The 23,667-nt window shown below is 44.2% G+C and carries 21 protein-coding genes; 7 read left to right on the top strand and 14 right to left on the bottom strand.

The genetic code is table 11. The annotated features are described in order from the left end of the window. Window positions 1-201: 201 nt before the first annotated feature. From NLX74_RS01410 to NLX74_RS01375, 8 genes are all read right to left on the bottom strand, one after another. Window positions 202-1,575, bottom strand: a complete 1,374-nt coding sequence (locus tag NLX74_RS01410) for a transcriptional regulator (RefSeq protein ID WP_254327743.1) — start codon at window positions 1,573-1,575, stop codon at window positions 202-204. A gap of 450 nt (window positions 1,576-2,025) precedes the next feature. Beyond that, on the bottom strand, window positions 2,026-3,357 hold the full coding sequence (locus NLX74_RS01405) for a helix-turn-helix domain-containing protein (protein ID WP_254327987.1): 1,332 nt from the start codon (window positions 3,355-3,357) through the stop codon (window positions 2,026-2,028). A gap of 222 nt (window positions 3,358-3,579) precedes the next feature. Further along, complete coding sequence (locus NLX74_RS01400) at window positions 3,580-4,035, bottom strand: GNAT family N-acetyltransferase (RefSeq protein WP_254327742.1); 456 nt, start codon at window positions 4,033-4,035, stop codon at window positions 3,580-3,582. A gap of 91 nt (window positions 4,036-4,126) precedes the next feature. Further along, window positions 4,127-4,807 (bottom strand): VOC family protein, encoded by a 681-nt coding sequence (locus NLX74_RS01395; protein ID WP_254327741.1) that lies wholly within the window; start codon window positions 4,805-4,807, stop codon window positions 4,127-4,129. A gap of 576 nt (window positions 4,808-5,383) precedes the next feature. Beyond that, window positions 5,384-6,559, bottom strand: coding sequence for an MFS transporter (locus NLX74_RS01390; protein WP_254327740.1), 1,176 nt, complete (start codon window positions 6,557-6,559; stop codon window positions 5,384-5,386). Between the two features lie 76 nt (window positions 6,560-6,635). Continuing rightward, window positions 6,636-6,947, bottom strand: a complete 312-nt coding sequence (locus NLX74_RS01385) for an ArsR/SmtB family transcription factor (protein ID WP_061831898.1) — start codon at window positions 6,945-6,947, stop codon at window positions 6,636-6,638. 131 nt (window positions 6,948-7,078) lie between these two features. After that, window positions 7,079-9,127, bottom strand: a complete 2,049-nt coding sequence (locus tag NLX74_RS01380; RefSeq protein WP_235307921.1) for an iron ABC transporter permease — start codon at window positions 9,125-9,127, stop codon at window positions 7,079-7,081. Next, window positions 9,124-10,119, bottom strand: coding sequence for an ABC transporter substrate-binding protein (locus tag NLX74_RS01375; RefSeq protein WP_254327739.1), 996 nt, complete (start codon window positions 10,117-10,119; stop codon window positions 9,124-9,126). The genes NLX74_RS01380 and NLX74_RS01375 overlap by 4 nt, the downstream gene beginning before the upstream one ends. 168 nt (window positions 10,120-10,287) lie before the next feature. On the opposite strand from NLX74_RS01375, the gene infC reads away from it, so the two are divergent. The 3 genes from infC to NLX74_RS01360 all read left to right on the top strand — a co-directional run bounded on the left by infC (window position 10,288) and on the right by NLX74_RS01360 (window position 12,552). Further along, on the top strand, window positions 10,288-10,800 hold the full coding sequence (gene infC / locus NLX74_RS01370; RefSeq protein WP_069291562.1) for a translation initiation factor IF-3: 513 nt from the start codon (window positions 10,288-10,290) through the stop codon (window positions 10,798-10,800). Window positions 10,801-10,860: 60 nt separating this feature from the next. Further along, window positions 10,861-11,631, top strand: a complete 771-nt coding sequence (locus NLX74_RS01365) for an ANT(4')-I family aminoglycoside nucleotidyltransferase (RefSeq protein ID WP_254327738.1) — start codon at window positions 10,861-10,863, stop codon at window positions 11,629-11,631. 372 nt (window positions 11,632-12,003) lie between these two features. Next, window positions 12,004-12,552 (top strand): hypothetical protein, encoded by a 549-nt coding sequence (locus NLX74_RS01360; protein WP_103048183.1) that lies wholly within the window; start codon window positions 12,004-12,006, stop codon window positions 12,550-12,552. A 106-nt stretch (window positions 12,553-12,658) separates the two neighbouring features. Here NLX74_RS01360 and NLX74_RS01355 read toward each other — a convergent pair whose 3' ends face one another. After that, window positions 12,659-13,042 carry a DUF423 domain-containing protein gene (locus NLX74_RS01355; RefSeq protein ID WP_254327737.1) on the bottom strand — a complete coding sequence of 128 codons (384 nt, stop codon included), beginning with the start codon at window positions 13,040-13,042 and terminating at the stop codon, window positions 12,659-12,661. Between the two features lie 219 nt (window positions 13,043-13,261). Between NLX74_RS01355 and NLX74_RS01350 the strand changes: the two genes are divergently transcribed. The 3 genes from NLX74_RS01350 to NLX74_RS01340 all read left to right on the top strand — a co-directional run bounded on the left by NLX74_RS01350 (window position 13,262) and on the right by NLX74_RS01340 (window position 16,402). Further along, window positions 13,262-13,735, top strand: a complete 474-nt coding sequence (locus tag NLX74_RS01350) for a hypothetical protein (RefSeq protein WP_069291559.1) — start codon at window positions 13,262-13,264, stop codon at window positions 13,733-13,735. Window positions 13,736-13,767: 32 nt separating this feature from the next. After that, the gene (locus NLX74_RS01345) at window positions 13,768-14,619 is read left to right on the top strand and encodes a DegV family protein (RefSeq protein ID WP_254327736.1); all 852 of its coding nucleotides are present in this window, start codon (window positions 13,768-13,770) and stop codon (window positions 14,617-14,619) included. 157 nt (window positions 14,620-14,776) lie between these two features. Then, window positions 14,777-16,402, top strand: a complete 1,626-nt coding sequence (locus NLX74_RS01340) for an S-layer homology domain-containing protein (RefSeq protein ID WP_254327735.1) — start codon at window positions 14,777-14,779, stop codon at window positions 16,400-16,402. A 69-nt stretch (window positions 16,403-16,471) separates the two neighbouring features. Here NLX74_RS01340 and NLX74_RS01335 read toward each other — a convergent pair whose 3' ends face one another. Together NLX74_RS01335 and NLX74_RS01330 are read right to left on the bottom strand one after the other, a co-directional pair. Further along, window positions 16,472-18,061 carry an amidohydrolase gene (locus tag NLX74_RS01335; RefSeq protein ID WP_254326022.1) on the bottom strand — a complete coding sequence of 530 codons (1,590 nt, stop codon included), beginning with the start codon at window positions 18,059-18,061 and terminating at the stop codon, window positions 16,472-16,474. Between the two features lie 52 nt (window positions 18,062-18,113). Next, window positions 18,114-18,806 (bottom strand): 4'-phosphopantetheinyl transferase family protein, encoded by a 693-nt coding sequence (locus tag NLX74_RS01330; RefSeq protein WP_254326023.1) that lies wholly within the window; start codon window positions 18,804-18,806, stop codon window positions 18,114-18,116. Window positions 18,807-19,033: 227 nt separating this feature from the next. On the opposite strand from NLX74_RS01330, the gene NLX74_RS01325 reads away from it, so the two are divergent. Continuing rightward, window positions 19,034-20,500 (top strand): RICIN domain-containing protein, encoded by a 1,467-nt coding sequence (locus tag NLX74_RS01325; RefSeq protein WP_254327734.1) that lies wholly within the window; start codon window positions 19,034-19,036, stop codon window positions 20,498-20,500. Between the two features lie 110 nt (window positions 20,501-20,610). Here NLX74_RS01325 and NLX74_RS01320 read toward each other — a convergent pair whose 3' ends face one another. The 3 genes from NLX74_RS01320 to NLX74_RS01310 all read right to left on the bottom strand — a co-directional run bounded on the left by NLX74_RS01320 (window position 20,611) and on the right by NLX74_RS01310 (window position 23,588). Beyond that, a complete protein-coding gene (locus NLX74_RS01320; RefSeq protein WP_013309488.1) occupies window positions 20,611-21,126 on the bottom strand; it encodes an acyl-CoA thioesterase in 516 nt (171 codons plus the stop codon). Between the two features lie 100 nt (window positions 21,127-21,226). Continuing rightward, window positions 21,227-21,775 (bottom strand): helix-turn-helix domain-containing protein, encoded by a 549-nt coding sequence (locus tag NLX74_RS01315; RefSeq protein ID WP_039269838.1) that lies wholly within the window; start codon window positions 21,773-21,775, stop codon window positions 21,227-21,229. A gap of 241 nt (window positions 21,776-22,016) precedes the next feature. Then, a complete protein-coding gene (locus NLX74_RS01310; RefSeq protein ID WP_254327733.1) occupies window positions 22,017-23,588 on the bottom strand; it encodes a glycoside hydrolase family 32 protein in 1,572 nt (523 codons plus the stop codon). Between the last annotated feature and the right edge of the window lie 79 nt (window positions 23,589-23,667).

Here is a 23,667-nt window from a genome sequence, read left to right as displayed (position 1 = left end):
TTTATGTAGAGCAAAACAAACGATATGAAAAAGGCTAGACGGATAATTCCATCTAACCTCTTGATCATAGTTAATTTTCTAGGTCTATTGTGATCTTATAATTGAGACTATTTTATTCCAACATTCCTCCTTATTGTCCAGCTAGATCGTAATTACTAATGCTACTGACATAAAACTGGATACTAGGAGGGTTGAATCAACTTACTCTTCATCTTCATTAACCACTTTAATCAGATTTCCGTAGACTGCCCTCGTGTGAGCAGATGCATGTTCTTTAAAATACGTAAACAACCTCATACATCTGATTGCTTGTATTCTATTATTAGCTTCAGCAGACTTTTCCAAACAGCTACACAAAAATGTGAAGCCTTCTGAAAACTTCCCTTTACGCAAAAGATAGATTGCCAATTCCCTTGAGAAATGAGTGTATCGCTCCGTTGTGAATCGTTGAGAATACAATCCTTCAACTTTTTTCTGTTCCAGAAAGGAGATGATTTCTTCTTCAAATTGCTTTAAAATATCATCTACATCAAAATGATATCGGTTAGCTGCCTCGATCATAATATCAAGTGCGGGAAGAATCTCATCTTTTCTTGAAGAAATATAAGTTACATAATTAGAAAGAACGCTCTTATCGCCAGAAAGAAGCTTATTAACATACGTGTTTACTACTGCCCAGTCTTCGTACTTTTTTCTCCATTTCAAAGCTTCTTCATCTGTATCAGTAACCCAACTTAAATCAGCGTATTTTTTAATGTGTTGAAGTCCCTTTTCATAGTCTTTCCCCTCACCACATGCTTGTGAACGAAGTAAATGCGAGAATGCCCAATACGCAAACAAAGGAAAATTAGGTTTCTTCGAATTGTCTTTGTGTACATGATGCCGCTGTTGTTGCAGTTTGTATTGAATTTTTGCCTTGTCTCCCATTGCTTTAGCGAATAGTTCTACTTTATCCCATTTTCGTAACGAGCGGTATGTATTCGCCAAGTCTTTTAAGGCATCTAGCTGATCTACCTCATCTAATCGATCAACGTAAGGCTCAAATTGAATGGCTGCATCATAGTTTTTCTCTTGATCGTCTCCAATACGAATCGTAAACAATCGATACTGGCAAACCGCCAATCGTTCTGAATACTGATACTTTTCCCCTTCTGCTACATTTTCATAAAGGAACGCCGCTGCTTCAGTATAACCTTTTTTATAAGAATCCTCGGCTACTTCAAAAAGTGAAGGAAGATAAACAGGATTATCTAGCAACATACCTACAACTCTTCGCAAGCAATCAAGTCGCCCTAACTCCGCGCACCGGTATAAAAAAGGGCTGATTCTTCGCCAGTTAAGCGGTTCTTCTTCAATACATTCATCAATATAACGTTCATAAAAATAATCCGATGGTAAATTCATTCCCATAGTGATCCGATCTAGCTGGTGAACAGAAATAGGTCGGTTGCCCGTCACAATGCCACTAACTGTTCCTACATTCAAATCAATCATGTGACCAAACTCGGTCATGGTTAAGCTTTTTCTTATCAGATAGGTTTGAACTTCTGCTCTAATCGTAGGTGTGATCTCCATAGATAAACCACCCTTTCAACGTAGACTCGGCATATGATACATAATTAAACCATGTAATGAGAAACAGTTAGTAAGAATTACTTTAGCCCATCATTTTCTTTTGGAACAAAGTCATATACCCTTCAGTTATTTACAACAGCACACATAACATTTTTGCACTTTTTACATATATTTCTCAAAAGAAGATTTCCTCATATTACTTATATACAGCAAAAAACGCAATAAAAGGGCTAGACGGATCATTCCATCTAACCTGTTCCATTATCCATTGAATTTAGCAATATATATCATTTAATTATTTTAAATACAAAACATATTTTTCCTATTAGAAATAATTACATTTCCCCATGCTGTGCAGGTTGATAGTCATGTTCAATGTCTTGATAGCCTGCTCGAGGGAATACTATTGTCAATAACATAAAGCTCGTTACCAGTACGGTTAAAATTATTTTATGTTTCATCCTTTTCCACCTCATTAATCAAATTTCTGTACGCTGTCTTTATCTCAGTTGATGCATGCTCTCGATAAGACTCATACAGCCGCATACACTTAATTATATACGATTTATTATTGATTAATGTAGATTTTTCCAAACAACTTATTAAAAATTTAAAACCATCAGAAAATCTTCCTTTGGTCAAATAGTAGACTGATAATTCCTTCGAAAAATGCATAAAACGTTCTGTTATGAATCGTCTAGTATAAAAGCTTTCAACTTTCTGTTGCTCCAGAAAAGATGAAATGTCCTCATTGAATTGCTTTAAAATATCATCTACATCAATGTGGTATCTATTAGCCGAATCGACGATAATATCAAGTGCCGGAAGAATCTCATCTTTTCTTGATGATATATAAACTACATAATCAGATAGAACGTTTATCTCGCCTGCAAGAATCTTATTCAAATAGGTATTCCCCACAGCCCACTCTTCATACTGCCTCTTCCACTTCAAAGCAGTTTCATCCGTATCTTTCACCCAACTTAAATCGGCATAAGCATAAGTGTGCTGGAGTGCTTGCTCATAGTCTTTCCTCGCTTCACAAGCTTCTGCACGAAGTAAATGAGAAAATGCCCAATAAGCAAACAGAGGAAAACTTGGTTTCTTTGAATTTTCTTTTTTCATATGATGCCGTTGTTGTTCCAGTTTGTATTGAATCTTAGCTTTGTCTCCCAAAGCTTTAGCGAACAGTTCTACTTTGTCCCATTTACGTAACGAACGGTATGTATTCGCCAAATCTTTTAACGCTTCTAACTGATCTATCTCATCTAGTCGTTCAACATATATTTCAAATTGAACTGCCGCCTCATAATTTTTCTCTTGATTGTCTCCTTGCCTCGTATGGAACAAGCGGTACTGACACATAGCGAGGCGTTCTGAGTATTGTTTTTTCTCACTTAAAGCTACATTTTCATAAAGTATGGCTGCCGCTTGGTACATCTTTTCATGAAATAATTCTTCAGCAAGCTCAAATAAGGATTCTGAATAGCCCAACTTATCCATCAATAGATTGACCACATCATGAATGCAGTCCAGCTTGTTTAATTTTGCACAATTATGTATAAAAGGACTCATTCGACGCCAATTCGGATTAGCCTCTGTTAAATACTCAGACACATACCGTTCGTAGTAATAGCCAACAGGATGCCCCATTGCTTTTGTAATTCGGTCTAGCTGATCCACTGAAAGAGTACGGTTCCCATTAATAATACTGCTCATGGTGCCCGGATTCATTTCTGCCTCTCTAGCTAAATCACTTAGTATTAAATCATTATCTTTCATATGTTTTGTTATCTCTGTGAGTATCGTGGTTGTTGTGTTGTACAAAGTAACCACCCCTTATCAGGAACTTAGTAGGATATCAACTTATTAAAAAAGGACTATTGCAATCCAATGATTGTATAGCCTTTCCGCAATTTATTGTACCATCTTTTGGCACAATATCATATACCTTTCAGAACCTTACTTAAGATACCTTTGATGGGCTTGCAAAGAATTTAAGCTCTATAAATCCTGAGACATACGAATCATATCTCTACACTGTATGCCATTCTCATAAATTTCTTCTAGATAGTTGTGTCTGACAAAGAAATCTAGATCTACACCAACAATTCTGAACCCACATTTTTGGTAGAGAGCTAACTGCCCAATGCTAGAGTTTCCTGTACCCATTTCCATCGTTTTATAACCTTCAGCCCTGGCTGTTTCAATTGCATGTGTTACTAATTGTCTGCCTATTCCTTTACCATGCATACCTTCTGACACTGCTATATTCACTAACTCAACTGTTTCAGGTCTTGTAGGTAAAAGAACATAGACCCCTACAATATGATGGTCAATCTCTGCTACATAACACTCCCCTCTTTTTAAATATTCCTCAACAAGTTGGTGCGATGGATCAGCTAGTAACAAAAGCTCTATTGGATATTTTTCATTTGAATTAAGTAGTCTAATATTCATATATTCTCTCCTGTATGTATTATGATCCCCGGATTTCCACCCCATCGTAAGCTTTATTCCAGAAATCCGGGGGTGGTGGAGATGGGAAGCACTATCCGTCTGATCTCAATTGATACAAACCATTATGCAGTGAAAGACTAGCAGAGTGTGGACCTTCAAACAAGACACTGATGCTGCACACGGTCGGAAGCCTATCATCAGGAAACCAAGGCCGTTGCTTGTCTATGACTATAAATGATCCTTCTACATCCCCTAGCGGCGCGAATTTCTGTCCAGCCCCTCCCCATGAATTAAGTTGGAACGTTTCGGTAATTATTCTAGATACCTCTGGAACATCATCGACCGGAAGACCAATCTCGCTTATACGAAGTATAGAGTTGGGTCCGAAAGCTTCAGCGACTGCATTATCGAGTGTATGGTGGGCAATGAATTCAACAAGGTTATGATCTGGATCATAGAAATAAAGCGCTGTTGCATTCCAGTTTTCGAAAAAAAACTCATCTTCTTCTTGGAGTTTTGAAATCAATGAAATCCCACGGTCGATGGCCCACTGTTTTGCCTCTATGAATTTATTTGTTGGAATCGTAAAGGCAATATGGTAAAACTCATTTTTCATGTGGGAGGATTCCTGAAAGGCAAGAACCGATTCCCCTACTTGAAACGACAACCGCGAAGGCCCCTCCTCTACAACCTGCAAATCCAGGAGAGAGCCGTAAAAAGCTTTCATCTCTTCGAAACTGTGTGTGCCTAAGAGCACTTCTTTTAATTTCAATGCAATCGTCCTCCTCATAAATAATTGATAAGCCCATTATCTGTACGTATCCAAATTGGCATTTTATCTAGGATTGTATAGGACCATTACATTGGTTATTGATTATCCTCTAAATCGCTTAGAAGTTTGGCGTTCACATCCAACGCCGCAAATTGAAGTAGTATATCCTGTTCATCCAGAGATTTACTTCTCGCCATTTCTTAATAAAGCTTGGGCTGGTCCCGAAATGCTCTTGCACTTCCAATCAAGCATGTATAATCCGGTACCCTGCACCTTCCAAATCTAAAATCTCCTCATTTAAAAGCTCTACTGATCGCTGAGTATGCCCGTTATAATTGAGAATTTGACGTATTGATGCAAGGTTACACCTGTACATAGAGATGCCTACCCCTTCATTGCGATTAGCGAAAACGCTTAATTAAGGATATCACTCCCCAGATGAGCAACGCCAAAATCCCGATAACGATTACGAATGTCATTAAGATCGAAGTCCATACGAAATTCAATCAACATCACCCCATGCATCAATTTATGGTCATCATCTTCTAGAGTACTCTTCTAATATCTCTCCATATTTTAACGCACGTTGACTTCCGTTGCATTCGAATTGAACAATTTTATTTTTATAATCATAGATAAAAACGCTAGCAGTGCAAACATCAATCCGCTCCAGATGAGCTGGTGTATTCCCAAGTGAGAGATAAACCACCCGCCCATAGCAGCCCCTATCGTAATACCCAGATTAGAAAATGAGACAAACAGACTGTTACCAAACTCTGGAGCTTCTTTCGCTTCAGTGGTTAACCATGTTTGACTAATAATTAGCCCCCCGGAATGCACGGCCCCCCAAATGAGTACAACCACAACCATCGGTAGGAAAGAAGCTCCTAGAGCATAAGTGAATACGTAAATGACCATATATAGCAATGGGAACATGATGACGGTCTTTGTCAGATTTTTATGTAATAATCCTCCAAATAAAAAGTTTCCAAAAATCATAACGATTCCAAAGACCATCAACATCATACTGATCCATGACCCGTTCATAAGAGTTACTTCTCCAAGATATTCGGCAAAGTAGCTATACACCGAAAACATAGCTGCAAAGATAAAAATAACAGTCACAATGTTGAACCACAATTGAGGTTTACGTAATATACCAAGCTGTTTGCCATAAGACATCTTTTCCTGAACGGGCAGGGAAGGAAGCCATACGAGTATTCCCACAAATGCAATCATGCTTACGACAGCTCCAAACAAGAAAGCAGCTTCTAACGATATCTTTTCAGCAAGATAGGAAGTCAAAGGCACGCCAAACGCAAATCCTACTGTAATTCCAGCGAAAACCTTAGTGACGGCTTTACTACTCTTTTCAGGGGGGACAAGATGAGATGCAGTCACGAGAGCGACCGAAAAAAAGACAGGATGAAAAATAGCAGGAAGAACACGAAAAATGAGCATGACCTCAAAATGAGTGGTATAGGCATAGACAATATTAGAAATGACAAAACTGAATACAGCGGTTAATAGAATGACTTTACGATTCATGCCGGAAACGAGTAAGGTCAAGAACGGACCTGAAATGGCAACAACTAAAGAAAAAATACTGACGAGCCAACCAGCCTGGGCAGCTGATACATTGAATTTTTGAGTTACTTGAGGGAGAACGCCTATAATCCCCATTTCCGTTGTAATAATGCCGAATACGCCTAAAGCCAGAATGATAATAAGTAACGGGTTAACCTTTTTCATTTTAAGTATAAGCCTCCAATTTAATTATATATATAGATTTCTAGATATGTTATGTGAAAAAAAACCTCCTTTCAGTTTATAGTTCTTTTTGAACGTACTCGGCAAATTCCCGGATTGTTTTTTCATTCCGACGATAGTACGTCCACTTCCCAATACGCTCAGACTCTAACAAACCGGATTTTTGCATTGTTAATAAATAACTTGAAATCACAGACTGCGCAAGTCCCGATTTAGCCTGAATATCTCCCACACATACACCAATTTGAAAATTAAGCCCTTGTTTTAGATAAGCCTGTTCATCAAAAAACTCTTCTGGTTTTTTTAACCACAGCATAATTAGACGACGAGTTTCGTTTGACAATGCTTTATAAATCAATGACGGTTCCATATAAAACATTATATCTATTTTATTAGATTTGTAAATATAAAGTCCATTGATTACGTAGAAAATTAATAATAAAGACTGCTTCCCCACGGAAAATCACCGTTGGGAAGCAGCCTGTTCAAGTACATATTTAACTACACTGACTTACTCTTATTGGAGCGATACATCAAGTACAGGAAATACGGTGCACCGATCAGTGCGATCAGCAATCCGGAAGGAATTTCGGTCGGCGCAAGCACTGTCCGGCCAATCGTATCAGCCAGCACCAGCATTACTGCTCCCAAGAGGCTCGACAGAACAATGGAGCGGCGTACATGGTGCCCAATCAACGTACGCACGATATGCGGAGCAATCAGCCCGATGAAGCCAATTGTCCCCACACAGGCTACCGCTCCACCCGCCAGCAGCACACCCACTGCCATGGCCAGCAGCCGAGTGCGGCGTACCGGAAGTCCCAGTCCCATAGCGCTGCTATCGTCAAACACCAAAAGATCGAAGCGGCGAGCTAGCCACCAGGCTATTGGCAACAACACGAGCAGAAAGGCCAGAATCGTCGCCACCTGCCCCCAGTTTCGAGCGTAGGTACTACCCGTCAGCCAAATATAGCCTGTGCTGCCCCAAAGCGAGCCTTGGATAATCAGTACCTGAATGCCGGCTGCTCCGATCGCTGATACAGCAATCCCAAGTAGGATGACCACAGACGGGTTTAGGTGCTTGTTCCATGATAAAAAGAAGATCACCGCCGCCGACACCGTCGCTCCGGCAATCGCCGCGATGGGCAGCATATAAACAGGTAGCCCAGGCCAAACGATAATCACTGCAAGCGCACCAAAGCCAGCCCCTGAAGAAACACCAATGATCGAGGCATCCGCTAAGGGATTACGAACGGCTAATTGGATCAAGACACCGCTGACCGCAAGCGCGATACCAGCCCCGGCTGCCACCAGCGTGCGCGGAATTCTAAACTGCAGCAAGGCCGAATTTGCGTTCTCACCGCCGAACAGGCCGGACAATAGATCGCCGACAGGAATTCGCATCCCTCCAAACATCAGGCTGAATACAGTCAACAGCACGGCACCGCATCCAAATAACGTGACCAGCCTGCCATACGGTAATTTCCGAGAGCGCACACCTATGTTCATGGAAGACTGCCCGCTAATACCAGAAGGCAGCTTCATTTTCCACAGAATCAGCCAAATTAACCAAGGAGCACCGATCAAGGCCATCACGGCTCCGGTCGGCAGGTCCATGCTTGATTGATGGACCATTTTCGCCAGCACGTCAGCGCCCGTCAACAGCAATGCCCCCCAGAGGAAGGAACCGGGCAGCACCCATCGATGCATTTTTAGACCGCTTAAGCGCACCAAATGCGGAGCTACCAAACCCACAAAACCAATGGGTCCAATGACGCTGACTGTAATGGTCGACAGCAGGACAGCCAATACAATTCCCACCGCCCGGGTCAAGCTAACCTTTTGCCCGAGGGACGTGGATGTGGACTCATCCAGATCCAGGACATCAAACTGCCTTGACAGCAGAACGGCAGTGACCGAGAGCCCTACGACCCAGGGCCAGGCGTAAGTTGTTCCGCTCCAGTCGTTTTGCACAAGCGAGCCAGAGCCCCAGAGAAACAGTCCCTGGGTTTCAAATGAATAAAAGATATGCAAAGCTCCGGTAAACGAACCGAGAACCATGGATACAATCAAGCCGGCAAGCGCCAACCGAATCGGACTTCCAGCTCGTCCCCCGCCCATGAAGTAAGCGAGTACCGCTGCAAGCAGGCCGCCGACAGCGGCAAATAGAAACGGCGCCTGATGCAGCAATCCGGGAAACATCACCGCGCCAAGGACGACCACAAAGTAGGCACCAGCGTTAATTCCTAGTGTATCAGAAGCCGCCAGCGGATTTTTGGTGATGGCCTGGAGCAGAGCACCGGCGATGGCCAGCGCACCACCTGCTAGGATTCCGATGACCGTACGCGGCATTCGGAGATCCCACACCATGTTATGATCAAGCGTATTCTGACGCTGGGTCAACGCCTCAATTACTGTATGCAGCGGGATTGAAGCCTCTCCATAACACAAGCTTACAAAAAAAAGCACGATGAGGACGATCAATCCGCCCCCAAAGATGCTTCCTACACGCCAAGTCTTCGATAAACCCGTTGTGTCTGTTCGGGTCATTTCGTCAGAGCTCCCACTACTTGATCAACCAGTACTTTGGATGAGATAGGACCACCGAATGTCCATGTTGTACCGTCCAGCGGATAGGTACGTTTTTCTTTGACAAAGTTCAGTCCGTTCCATACCGAGTTGTTCTTCATCGCGGCTCCAAATACATCGTCCGTCTTTTGTGTAATATAGATAAAATTGCTGTCCTGTACAGCTGGAAGAGCTTCAATGCCAACGGTGCTAAACCCGTATTTCTCGGTCTTGTCCGACTTCCAGTCGTTCACCATGCCGATTTTCGCAAGCGTTCCCACTACAACCGAATTTTCTTTGAACATTCGTAGACTGGCAGCATTTTGAGCTGTAAAGGCCTGTGTCAGCGCATAGTGAAAGTCTGCTTTGCCCGCCTTCTCCAATGTAGCCTTTGCATCTACATAGTGCTGGTCAAGTTCGCTTAGGACCTTATCAGCCTGTTCCGTTTTACCGGTAGCTACAGCCACTTGCTTAAAGATTTCAACCATACGGTCGTAATCATAGCCGTTCCCCTTGTAAGGATCGAATTCTATCGTTGGTGCAATTCCTTTAAGCTGCGCATAGATCGCTGCATTGTTATCGGCGTTAGAGATAATAAGATCCGGCTTGAGCGCCGCAATCGCTTCTAGATTCGGTTCGCCCCGTGTGCCGATATCAGTTACGGTATCAGCCAGCTTCGCCTCCGGCGTTACCCACAGCTTGTAGTTTTCATTGTCTGCATTGCCGACCGGCTGTACGCCAAGTGCAATGAGGTCCTCGGTAAACGTCCATTCGAGTACCACGACACGTTCCGCTGGCTTGTCCAGTTTGACTTCCCCGTGGTCGTCCTTAACCGTAACCGGACCAGCCGTTGTGGATGTCTGCTCAGACCCTGCAGTACCTTCCGTCTTCGAGCTATCCCCAGCTGCACCGCAGCCCGCCAATACAATAGTCAAAACTACAAATAATAATAGGCTATTCAACATCTTTTTCATTTCTTTCAGTCACCCCTGTATGTATATTGCATCGGAAAATGATAATCATTATCAGTAAAAGATTATAGGGGTTAGTGACTTTTGTCAATACGGATAAATCTAAAATTGAATCACAAACAGGTTCCGTATATGATAGCTTTATCATTGTTTAAGGGAGGCTACATTTACGTGGCAGTATTAATCAACGAGCAAATTAAAGCTGACGAAGTGGTACTCACTGGACTCGCGGGAGAGAAGCTCGGCGTTGTCTCCAAGTCAGAAGCCTTGGCTATGGCCCGATCCCAAGGGGTGGACCTGGTATGTACCTCACTCATGAGCAGTCCACCGCCCTGTAGCTTGGTGGCAAAGGGCAAAGGAAAAGCGCTGGCGCAAAAAGAAACCGCAGCAAGCAAAAATGTCGGCCGAGCCGCAAGAAACAGCGGCAAAGAAAAGGTCAAGGAGCTTCGCTTCACTGCTCATATTGAGGAGCATGATTACGACACGAAGCTGCGTCAGGCAGACAAACATCTGCGTTCCGGCAAACCGGTGCAGTTGGTCGTTAAAGCGTCTGGAGCAAAAGAAGCCCCCGTCGCCAAAGCGGTACTAGAGCGGCTACTGGTCGATCTGAAGGAAGCAGGGGTGAAGGAAACTGGAATCCAGACGGGCGGCAAGGGCTCGCAAGTGAAATTAAACCCGCGCTGAATGGCGAATCCGTAAATTGGACAAGTCACTTAGACCGTAGGAAACAGAGGGAGGTCACTAATGGACATGAATGGACCTGTCAACATTTCTCGAAGTGAGAGACTTCAGACTTGCCACGAAATAGCTGCGAGGTTACATGAAGTATACAGAGACAAAATTCTGGCTATAGGGGTCTATGGATCTGTTGCCAAAGGTACTGACGGCCCTTTTTCGGACATTGAAATGTTTTGCGTACTGAGTGAACCAAACGGCCCCGTAGAATTTAGCCATGAATGGTCGGCAGGGCCCTGGAAAGCTGAGGTGAACGTCTGTAGTTCAGACATTCTTCTTAAAATTGCCTCTACTGTTGAGGGCGATTGGCCGTTGACACATGGACCCTTCTTTTCCCCACTTCGTCTGTATGATCCTAAAAACTTTTTTTCTATATTAAAGGAAGCGGCCGAATCCCCAACAAAGGAAGATTTCAGGCATGCCATCAACGAAGTGCTTGTAGGTGAAATGTACGAGTTTATAGGAAAGCTGAGAAATGTCCGTGTAAATGGCCCTCGTACCTACTTGCCGTACTTGGTAATGCAGTTTGCCCAATATGGGGCTATGTTGGTTGGGTTGCACAATCAGAAGCTTTTCTCAACGGGTTCAATGGTTCTACCGGAGGCCTTGGAACTGCCGAGTCGTCCAGAAGGATTTGATGATGTAGTTAAGTTGGTAATGTCCGGAGATTTAGCTGAACCAGCGAAGATCATTTCAGCCTGTGAAGATTTCTGGAGTGGTCTTGTGAGTTGGGCAGTCGAACATGATTACCTTATTCGATCACAACGAATCCCCTTTTGATCGAAAATAAAATTTACTTTAATTACGCTTACTATAATATATCATGTTTTTGATATGCCCCCTCCCCCTTTCGTTAAGGGGGATCTTACTTTTCTTCTGGATGGATGATACTGCTTCGTTATATTATATTTCCCCACTGTAATATATTTAAAATTTAAACTACTTGATTTCACCCCCTACCTCCTTTATTCTCTGTATATGTAACTCTGGCTTTGCTTATCTGTGAAAATTTTACGCATAGGGCTTTATATAGATTTTATTTTTGTTAATATCCAACAACAGGGCCTTAGGCACTATGATAGATTACGTTTTAATGATATATTGATAGGTACTATAAAAGACTAATTACCCATGGCTTGGGCTGGAGGATGTATGAAAAAGGAATCAAATCAAGACGAAACCAGTTATTTATTTAATGTAGATGTATTAGTTAAAGGTCGTTCGAACGTAGAGGCCCTTCAGTTCCTGCTTAATCTCTTGAGCCAAAATGAGCAAATTGCGGATAGCCGGATTCAATCCGGTATCGAACTTGGCAATTTAATTGAAGCTGCACTGTACCTAAAAAAACAGTCAGCCGTGAATAGCCCATCTGATGCAGCCGCTACGCTCGCGGAAAAATTCTCTAAAAAGAAATCAGCCGCAATTACGAACAAGCCACCAGTCGTTCAAGAAATCAAACAATCCCACGTACAGCCAAAGCCTGCAACACAACAAGACCTTAGTACGTATGAATGGATCAAACGCTATATACATGATAATACGCTTGTACGGTTAATCGTGAACCGCTATGGCGGACAGCGCAGCATTCCTTGCCGCATCCTCAACCTGGATCATGATAATAGCCTGCTGAGTGTGTATCATGTAGATGAGAAGCAAGTGTACTCCTTTAAAATGAATGAGATCGATGAAATCACATCGTAAATGTAAATACTTCACAAAAAAACGAAGCATGAAAAAAGAGAACGGGCAGGAAAAACATGACGTCTTTCTTGTCCATTCTCTTTTTTTGCATTATCCGAAAAGAACTCTAATTCTCTTTCTTCAGACCCATGGCAGCCCATGCCAACAATACCCATCCTGCAATAAAACACACGCCTCCTAGAGGGGTAATAGCCCCCAGCACACGGATTCCGGTCAAACTTAGCACATACAAGCTACCAGAAAACAAAATGATACCCGTCAATAACAGGCGCGCCGCCCATCTTAAACGGTTGGAAGGACCCCACTGTCCGGCAGCCAACGCAATGATCAGCAAACCGACAGCGTGAATCATATGATATTTCACACCTGTTTCATACACGGCCAAAGCATCCGCGTCGATCCGGGTTTTCACAATATGTGCCCCGAACGCTCCAATGGCTACCGCCAACATCATCATTATAGATCCCACAAATATCCATTTTCGTTGCATGTTTGTGTACTCCTTTTCATCTCATCCTTTTAGCCGAATGTTCTTCTTATTTTATCGAAACCGTATGAAGTTTACCAGCCAGCGTGTGTGAACAGACCGCATACAGAATTGGATGATTAGACCCTGTCTTTTGAAGGGTAATGTGTAAGATGGCTTGCTTTTTTGTTTATTTTGTGGAAAATTAGTACCTGTTCGGACTATGTTCAAGGAGTGGAAAAAATGAGTTACCAAGATCCTAATTTGCAAAAACCTGCTGCGTCTGAGGAGCACCCTGTTTTTTCAGAAGCTCCTGTGTTTCAGCCTCCGGTCAAGCTCAAACATTCGGGTCCCGGAATTGCTTCTTTTATTATGTCGCTTGTCAGCCTGATCGGATATATTATTCTGGCTATTATGGTCATTAATCTGCTGGCTCATTTCAGCCAATACCAAACGTTGAACCCGGAAGTCGCTCTGCAGCAAACCGGAACGGTATTGCTTCCTTTTATTTTTTTAGGCAGCCTGTTGCTGAATTGTAGCGGACTTGTGGTCGGTATCATTGGAATTGCGTTAAAAAACCGTAAGAAAACCTTTGCTATTACAGGCTTAATCATTAATGCACTTATTATTGTGGGCTTTATTGCTCTTCTGGCCATCGGTCTTTCCGTTCCGAATAGCACAGCGGATATCTATCCTTCCTCCGTGCAATCTTTATAATTTTTCTGCATCACACAGAGAGGATTCAATGTATGAACAAAATTAAAATTTTTGCCGACAGTACCAGTGATGTTCCTGCTCACTGGCGTCAACAGTACGAGATTAGCATTGTGCCATTGTATACAGTATTTGGTGATGAGGCATTGCAGGATGGGGTGAACATTCACCCGGAACAATTATTTCAACGTGTAAGCCGCGAGGGACATTTACCGCGTACCGCCGCACCTTCTCCATCGGATTTTATTCAAGCCTTTGCGCCCTACATAGAACAAGGGGACGACATTTTATATATCAGTCTGTCTTCCGAGCTATCATCGACATACCAGAATGCGCTACTCGCTGCCTCTGAATTTCCGGAAGGCCGCGTTACGGTTTTTGATTCCTTGAATCTATCGTGCGGCTTTGGCCTGCTTGTGATGAAAGCTGCTCGTTTGGCAACCAACGGTAATACGATAGAGCAGATTGTAGACATGTTGACGAAAACCAGGCCGCTCATAGACACGGAATTTGTCATTGATACACTTGAATATCTGTATAAAGGCGGAAGATGTTCAGGCATGCAAAACCTGATCGGAAGTCTGCTCAAAATTCGTCCGGTGATCAAAGTGATTGACGGAAAAATGACGCCTGCCTACAAAGTCCGCGGCAAACGTGAAAAAGCTTTGGATCAGATGCTGCAAAATGCACTGAATCAACGAGATCAGATGGATAACGATATCATTATTGTCGTGCACGCTTTGGCCGAGGAAGACGCGCTAATGCTGCAAGCTCGCTTGAAAGAAGAAACGAACGCACAAGAGGTACTGCTAACTACAGCAGGCTGTGTCATTTCCAGTCATTGTGGTCCACAGACCATCGGTATTATGTATGCCAAAAAAGCATAGTTTATCCAATATCAAACCCGTTGCCGCATAGGTGGCGGGTTTTTTGGTATTTTTCCAGCAATTTAGCAATGAATAACTTTCCTCTTTTTGATAGTATTATTCGTCGAGTAACGATATATGAGTCTACAATCTATCATAAAAAAGAAGGTTATTTGGTATGAGTTCCAAACGATCACGTTGGTTAACCAGGCTCACGCTTTCAGCAACTGCAGCCATCACAATATTCACAACATTCACTTCGTACTTAGCTGCTCCAGCAGCAGCATCCGGCGCTACGTTCCAAGATATTACACACAGCTATGCCTATCATTCTATTATTTCCCTGCACGCTAAAGGAATTTTGAATGGTACACAACCTGGTTACTTCTCTCCTAAAAAGGCTGTTACCAGAGCCGAATGGGTTACCGCACTGGACCGTACACTCGGTCTGGAGCCTGTACAAGCGGCCGTTTCCTCCTACCGAGATGTTGCCAAAAAGACGTGGTACTATGGATGGATTGAAGCGGCTTCTCAACTCAATATCGTTCAGGGGGGAACGTCTGCCACATTCCAACCTAATAGTCCTATAACCCGTCAAGAAGCGGCCTTGATGATCGCACGTCTCATCCGCTCTTCGGGCGGATCAGGAGATGCTACTTCCTCCTTCACAGATACTGGCGAAATTGCAGATTGGGCCCTTGATGCGGTAACCACCGTAAATCGTTACGGCTTTATGAAAGGTGAAAGCAACTATTTCCGTCCTGCATCCTCTCTGACCCGTGAAGAAACAGCAGTATTGCTGGAACGACTGCTAACGTATTCAACAAAGCATGCTAACCAAACTGCTTCCACCGCTTCTTCCATCCGAATAGGCTGGCAATATGATCAAACCGTTCAGCAGTTTGAAAATACGGTGCTCCAATCCAACATCAACACCCTATCACCACGTTGGTTTTTTCTAAATGAAACAGGTATTATCAGCGATTATACCAATTCGTCGCTGCTTGCCTGGTCCAAACAGCATCATAAAAATATCTGGGCGATGGTAGGCAACCGTTCCAACCTGGCACTGACGCACCAAATTCTGTCCAGTGAGGTTCTACGAAATACAACCATAACTCAGCTTGCTAATGCCGTATCTGTGTACGGTTTGAACGGACTTGTCATTGATTTTGAAAATGTAGATGGTCAGGATCGTGCCAATTTAACATTGTTCGTCCAACAATTAAAAGCTAAGTTGAAGAGTCAGAATACGGTACTGGCGATTTGTGTATCTCCTGATTATGGAACGGACTGGACTGCCGCGTTTGATTATAAACAGCTTGGCGCTGCGGCAGACTATCTGATCCTGATGGGATATGACGAGCATTGGGGAGGTAGCTCGATCCCCGGCTCTGTGTCCTCACTGCCATGGCTCCGTGATAGCGTGCGGCGTTTTGTACAAACCACCCATCCGGAGAAAGCGATCTTGGCGTTGCCATTATTTACACGGAATTGGACGCTTAACGCTAGCGGAAAGTCAATCGCTTCCTCTGATATTTCACTAGATCAGCAAAACCAGCTAGTATCCCGTTCCGCCTCCAAACCAATCTGGAATGAGGATATTCAGCAGTATACCGTGTCTTACAAAGACACGCAGCTTCATAAGCTGTGGCTCGAGGAAGGACGATCCTTCACTCGTAAGTATCGCTTGGGACAGGATGCTGGGTTTGCTGGCTTCGCCTACTGGTATCCGGGCGGAGCCAGCTCTGATCTGTGGTCCAGTGTAAAAAACGCAGACCGATTTATACAGCGTGGTTTATAAAATACGAAGCCTTCAACCTCACATGAAAAGTGAAGTTGAAGGCTTTTGACATATATACTTATTCCCAGCCTATGACCGATATGCAACTTTCCCGTTTACAACTGTCATTCGTACCTTAACATCAAGTAAAGCTTGCGGGCTTTCCGATACATCACGGTCAATGACTGTAAAGTCAGCGGCTTTCCCTTCAGCTATCGTCCCTCTTTCATCAGCCTCACCGGCTGCTACTGCGCTTCCCGTGGTAAACAAATGAATGGCTTCATGTACATCCAGCTTTTCAGCGGGAAGATAGCCCTCATGCATTTCTTCCGGCTTGGCACGAGTCACTGCCGCATGAATACCAAGAAAAGGGTTTAACGGCTCAATCGGCGCGTCACTACCTCCAGCACATGGAATGCCTGCTTCCAGTAGCTTTTTCCAGGCATATAAATATTCAGTCCGTTCTTTCCCCACCCGACCCAGTACCCAAGGGAAGTCACTTGCGACAAAACGGGGCTGGATGTCCGCGATCAGCGGCAGCTTCGCCATTCTCTTGACCAAATCACCCCTAAGCACCTGTCCATGGATCAGGCGGTCTGGCAAACCGCTTTCCTCCGTGAGCGCATGAGCCTCCATCGCTGTCAAAATCATGTGCGCCGCCCCATCCCCTATGGCATGCACAGCCACCGGATAGCCTGCTGCTCTGACAGCAGCCACCATCTGATTCAGCTCTGGCTGCGGTTGGATCGCCATTCCACAGGTATGTGGAGCATCACTGTAAGGTTCGGATAATAAAGCCGTTCTTCCACCAATAGCGCCATCGGCAAACATTTTTATCGCACCGATTTTAAACCACTCATTTCCGGTACCTGAACGCAGCCCTTGCACTTTCGCTTCTTCCAAAAATGGATGATAGATGAGCTGGTGTGTGCGAAAAGGAAGACCTTCTTCCCTCAGCTCCCTGTAAATTTGCTGCATCGTCTCCACGCTGCCCAAAAAACGTAAATCCTCTGTGTGCGCAGCAGTCAAACCAAGCCTTAGCGCATCCATACAAGCCCGCCGAATCGTATCCTTCTTAACCGAATAATCCGGCTCTGGCTGCACACTAGTAAAGGCAAAGGATGCTTCCTCATAAATCAATCCGTTCAACCGTCCATCTGCATCTCGCCCATAGGCTCCCGAAGCCGGGTCAGGGGTGTCCTCGTTAATACCCGCACGTCGAAATGCCTCTGAATTGGCCAAGAACGTATGAAAGCACGTACGAGTGAGATATACCGGATGCTGATCTGTAATGGCATCCAGCTCGGCTATATCCGGTATTTCAACAGGAATAAACGCATTTTCATTCCAGTTGAGTCCTAAAATCCATTCTCCCGGCGGTGTTACAGCGACCCGTTTGCGCAGCATAGCCAGCATCTCTTCCTTGGAGGTAGCTGATGTTAAATCCAGCATAGCCAGCTTCATACCATGCATAGACAAATGCATATGTGAATCGGTTAAGCCTGGCAGTACATAGGCGTCTTCCCAATCCACAGTTTCATATTCCTTACCGGACAACTGTAATTCAAGCTCCCGAGCATACCCGATGGCCTGTATCCGTCCATGCTGTACAACGATAGAGTCTCCTTTGAAAGCCCACTCCCCATACAAACGGCCGTGCTTGAACAAAACGAATGTCAACGCCACTCATCTCCTTTTTTTCAACTATACGCATATCCACTTCATATTACGCCTATGTTGCCACTTCCAAGCGTAGTGTATTTATATCTATCTGCTGCACCTGCTGGGCAAATTGGTCATGAGCTGCACAGACAGCCATTTTATAATCCTGATCCAGCTCATACTGCTTAAAATGACAATACTCGGTGGTAAAGCCCTCTGTCGTGAAGCCTATGAATGGTTGTGCCTTTAGCTCAAATGAAAAAGACTTCAACGGTAGGGTTAGTCCCTGCCCCTCGGCCTTGACAAAGCTTTCCTTAAGCGTCCATAGATCGTAAAAATACGATAAGCGGCTGTCTGCGTCCTGACGCATTAACGCATCATACTCTGTGTCCGAAAAGCACACTCTACCTACCTCCAAATCAATAGGACGGAGCTGCTCAATGTCAATTCCAAGCGGGTGATCATCAATAGCGCATACCACCCATTTTCCCGAGTGAGAAACATTAAAATGGAATGCGGGTGCATTAATCAAGGAAGGCTTACCGAATGCATTGTATGTAAATTGAAGACTGGCATTAGATACCTTCAATTGCCGGCAGGCCAACCATCTTAGCAGCACATCGGCATATAACCCCCTCAAAGCATCTTCCCGATGTAAAAAACGATCTAACTTCTGCTGCTTTTCCAGCGAAACCTGATTTACCAGTGATTCGTAATGCTCCTCAGCCTCCGGCTTGCTCGTATCAATCGCGTATATTTTCATGGTTGCCTCCTGTATACCTAATGAATATCAGCCAGTTTGTAACACTCACCGCTCGATGGAAGTCTGTTAGATATGGATGGCGTGTGCCGTGTACATGGTCAATATACTACTCTAGCACTTTCAATTCAATATGGATACAATTGGGATAAGTAGCTCTATTAAAACTACTTCATAGAGTCCATTAATGAAAGCGCTTTAAAATAACACATACAGAGGAGGACGAAACAATGAAATATGATTTTGCCCGCTTGCTGTGTATTATGCTCTCTATTTTGCTGACGTTGAGCATTTTTCAGATGTTTTCACCTAAGATCGCTTCAGCCGCTTCAGCGAATGTCGTGAATGGCATTCAGTTTAAAGATACAGATGGAAACGTGGTCCATGCCCATGGGGGTGGTATGATTAAAGTAGACGGTTACTATTATTGGTTTGGTGAAAATCGTAATCCCAACGGCACGTTCAAGGCGATATCCGCCTACCGTTCCTCTGATTTAAAAAACTGGGAGTTTCGTAAAAACGTACTAACCAGCAGCTCCGCCGTAGAGCTGAATGTTTCGAATATTGAACGTCCGAAAGTGATTTATAATGAAAAAACACGTAAATACGTATTATGGATGCACAAGGAAAATGGGGTTAATTACAACGAGGCCCGAGTGGCTGTCGCCTCTTCCGATACGGTGGACGGCGATTACACGTATCAGGGCAGCTTCCGTCCTCTGGATTACGATTCGCGCGATATGACCGTATACAACGATAACGGTACAGCTTACCTCATTTCGGCTACCCGGGTAAACGCAGATCTGAACATTTATCGTCTGACACCGGATTTTCTGCAAGTTGAATCGCTGGTGACTACACTTTGGCCTGGACAATATCGTGAAGCTCCGGCGATGTTCAAAAAAGGAGACGTCTACTTCCTGATTACATCCGGGGCAACCGGCTGGAATCCCAATCAGGCCAAGTATGCTACCGCATCCAGCATTGAAGGAACCTGGAGTAATACGATAAACTTCGGGGATGGTACGACATATGGTTCACAGTCGGCTTACGTGATCCCTGTTGAAGGTGCCCAGACAACTTCATACCTGTATTTGGGCGACCGTTGGGCGGGTGCGTGGAGCGGTCCTGTGCAGGATTCTCAATATGTATGGTTGCCACTACGTTTTCCAACAGCGACTTCATTAGCCATGGATTGGTTCGACAGCATTAATATTGACACCGCCAGTGGTGTGGTCGAGGGGATAACGACGCCAACTGCCATTGATCCGGATGCCTATTATCAGCTAGTGAATCGCAAGAGCAATAAGCCACTAAGCATTATTGGCAATGCAACGACGGACGGCGCAGATCTGGAGCAGCGTGCAAATTCCGGGGCAGCAAACCAGCAATGGCAGCTCAAAGATGCAGGCAGCGGATATTATAAAATTATGAACCGCAACAGCGGAAAGCTAATTGGTGTTGAAAGCGGTACGACAACAGACGGTACAGTTATTGAGCAGTGGAGCGACGGAGGCTGGTCCAGTCAGCATTGGCAATTAGTATCCGTAACCGGTGGTTATTACAAGCTGAAAAATCGGGCAACTGGCAAGCTGATCGATATTTCTGAAGGCGCCACCGCCGATGGAGCTAAAGCCATCCAATGGGGCGATAACGGTGGGACAAATCAGCATTTCCGTGTAGTTAAAGTAGAATAGCTCAAGTTATTTTCAAAAGGAGCCGTATTCCAAGCAGATCATGGTAGACTGCTAACGGAAAAGACGGCTCCTTTTTACGTAAAACGATGAAATTGATAATCTCTAGTACGTTACAGTTCCCACGGATAATCTGTTGTCAGAAAACTAGCCAGCTGCTTGCTTTCTTCCCTCCGCTGACGCCGTATGGCTGCGCGTGATGGAGCCGTCTGGTGCAATTGTAACTGCTCTTCTGTTTCTGGAATCACCTGCGGCACGGTCACTTTACGGTTGTTCTCGTCTAATGCCACAAAGGTCAGGAAGGCTGTGGCTGCGATTTTTCGGTCGCCAGTCATCAGTCCTTCACGAATTACCTTTACGAACACCTCCATCGAGCTACGGCCTGTCCAGGTTACGAACGCTTCCAGCGTGACAGAATCACTCGGATGGATAGGTAGCAAAAAATCCACCGAATCCGTAGAGGCTGTAACTGTGTTCGTACGACACAACTTAGCAGCTGCAATAGATGCGATATCGTCGATATACGACATCAATCGGCCGCCGAAGAGCGTGTTATGATTGTTGATATCGTTGGGAAATACTCGGGACGTCTTGAAGCAGTAGGTTTCTCGGATGTACTTGCTTTCCATGGGTTCTTTCCTCTCTTTTCCTCGTTGCTCTCTTTTTATATTTCTGGATTTTGCAAAATCCTGATGTGGAAGCCTGTTTTAGACTATGCTAATCATCCCACTAATCCGCATAATAAATCAATACATAAAAATCGGCATCCTCTTCCGAATCATTGCGGTAGGTATGTATGTCAGATACTTGAAATTGCACAGCATCCCCTGCACTCAGCTTGAGCTGTTGCCCCTGCATTTCAAAGTACATCTCCCCACGGATCATGAGAATCGTTTCCTCACCCAGATGCTTCTCTGCCTGGTGTGTAAAGCCTGGCTTCAGACTTACCGTGAACACCTCAAACTTCTTTTCAGCGTGATACGGGAATACAGGGTAAACAAAATAGTTACCGTCCTCATCAATAACCGGATGCAGGTCTTCCCTCCGAATCTTCGTGATTTGCGGCGGGTCTTCTTTGAGAAAGGTGGAGAAGGATACATGCAAACCGTTTGCAATTTTCCAAAGGGTTGTTACCGTAGGATTGGATTTCCCCTTCTCAATCTGAGCCAGCATCCCTTTGCTGACCCCTGTCAGTTCAGCCACCTTATCCAAACTTAATCCTCTAGTCTTCCTGATTTGAGCCAAATTAGAGCCAATAATATGCTGCATTGAATCCACGGACGTTGCCTCCTTGTATCCAAAAGTCTATATAAGAAGAATACACAATTTACTCGAGAGAGGTTCATTCGAAAATGATTCTACAACTAAGTCTTAACAGACTATTGCTATCTAGCTTACACAAACTCATTATCTTATCCAATATAAAAAAGTGTCAAATTGAAAAATCAATTTGACACTCGCTACTCAATGAGTTCTGGCGTGAGATAAATAAAATTTGAATGATATCAATAGTTAACGTCTAAACATTCTCATTTCCCCAAATGCTTACCAGATCATTGATCTGAAGCGACACGACCCTTAGTTCTCCACCAATGGCGTAGAGTTCTAGACCCTTACTTTCGAAGTCCGGGAAAATCATGTCTGAAATGATTGTTTTTCCATGATTGCCGAAGACTTCGACACTTGACCAATCCAGATAAATGCTCAACTGTATCCTCTCATGCTCTGGCTTCATAGTGACCTTGTGTATTGCTGTGAAATCGGAATGAAAATCAGTGGCGCTCGACTTCGTCCGATCGACGAACAATTCCTCATTCGAGATATTATATCCGATGATCGTCTCTTGATTGGCGGACTTTCGTACTTTAAACCCGAATTCCACGGCAGTACCGATTTCAAATTCTGCAATAATTTCTGCCTTGGCTGCGGAAATATCAGACAACACGTTCATACCTGGCTTAATCGTCAAATCTTGCAGAGACAAAATCGGTTTTCTTAGCTGACTTAATTCATTTATGGGTGTTTGGATTAGGCGAAGTCCCTCCGGGTAAGTCCTTAGCTGTAGCTCCCGGGGAATTGATGTCTTGCCACGCCATTCCTTTGAAGGAAGCGTGGTAGCATAACGCCAATTATTCATCCAGCCGAGCCAAATTTTCCGTCCGTCTTCGTTCGAAATGCCATTCCAGGACACGGCCGCGTAAAAGTCTGATCCATAGTCTACCCATTTGATAGTATCGATAGATTCCAACGCTTCATCTGGCGTGAACGACTTACCGTCAAAGCTGCCTACGAAATACATCATGCCAGAACCGCCTGCCGGTGGTTCCGGATCGTCTGGATTCACACCATTTCTATCCCCGACGCTTAGCATCAGAATCCACTTCGTGGTATTAAGATCCTCATCCACTTGAATTCGAAATATATCAGGACATTCAAATATCCCTCGGTGGATATGCGGAATGTCGGAACCGAATTCGCTTGCAAAAGACCATTCTTTCAGGTTTGGAGATGTGTAAAATTCTACACGGTCCCTTACGGCAAGAACCATGATCCACATTGATGATTCATCATGCCAAATCACCTTCGGATCACGAAAGTCTAGCGTGTCCGTTGGAAATAAAACCGGGTTACCTTCATATTTTGTCCAGGTTCTACCCTTATCCTTGCTGTAAGCAATGCTTTGCACCTGCGGCTTTCCAGGCTGAGCCTTGTTGCCCTCATTCGTATAAATGGCAACCAAGCCTGATCCTTCCTCGTCGAAAAATCCGCTGGTATTGTTCTTATCCACCACTGCACTCCCCGAGAAGATCGCTCCGTCCTCCCCAGGTGGAATTGCCGGTGGAAGCTCTGTCCAATGCACTAGATCCTTGCTTACCGCATGCCCCCAATGCATGTTGCCAAAATCAGGTTGCGTATCATGGGGGGTATGCTGGTAGAACAGGTGGTACTCTCCTTCAAAGTAAACCATGCCGTTGGGATCGTTCATCCAATTTTTCTCCGGTGAATAATGAAATTGAGGCCTGTACGTCTCACTATAGTTACTTTTTCTCTTTCTGCCGCTATAGTCGTCCGTTAGGTTTAATTCTTTCATAGTATCCGCTCTCCTTTTGATTGTTGATAAGGTATTTAACATAATAATTTGAGTTTTTGCAAATGAATTTGAGATACTA

The sequence above is a fragment of the Paenibacillus sp. MZ03-122A genome (assembly GCF_024213325.1).
Taxonomy (GTDB): domain Bacteria; phylum Bacillota; class Bacilli; order Paenibacillales; family Paenibacillaceae; genus Paenibacillus; species Paenibacillus polymyxa_B.
Note: the sequence above shows the minus strand (reverse complement) of the source record. Positions and strands in the feature narration are given on the sequence as shown.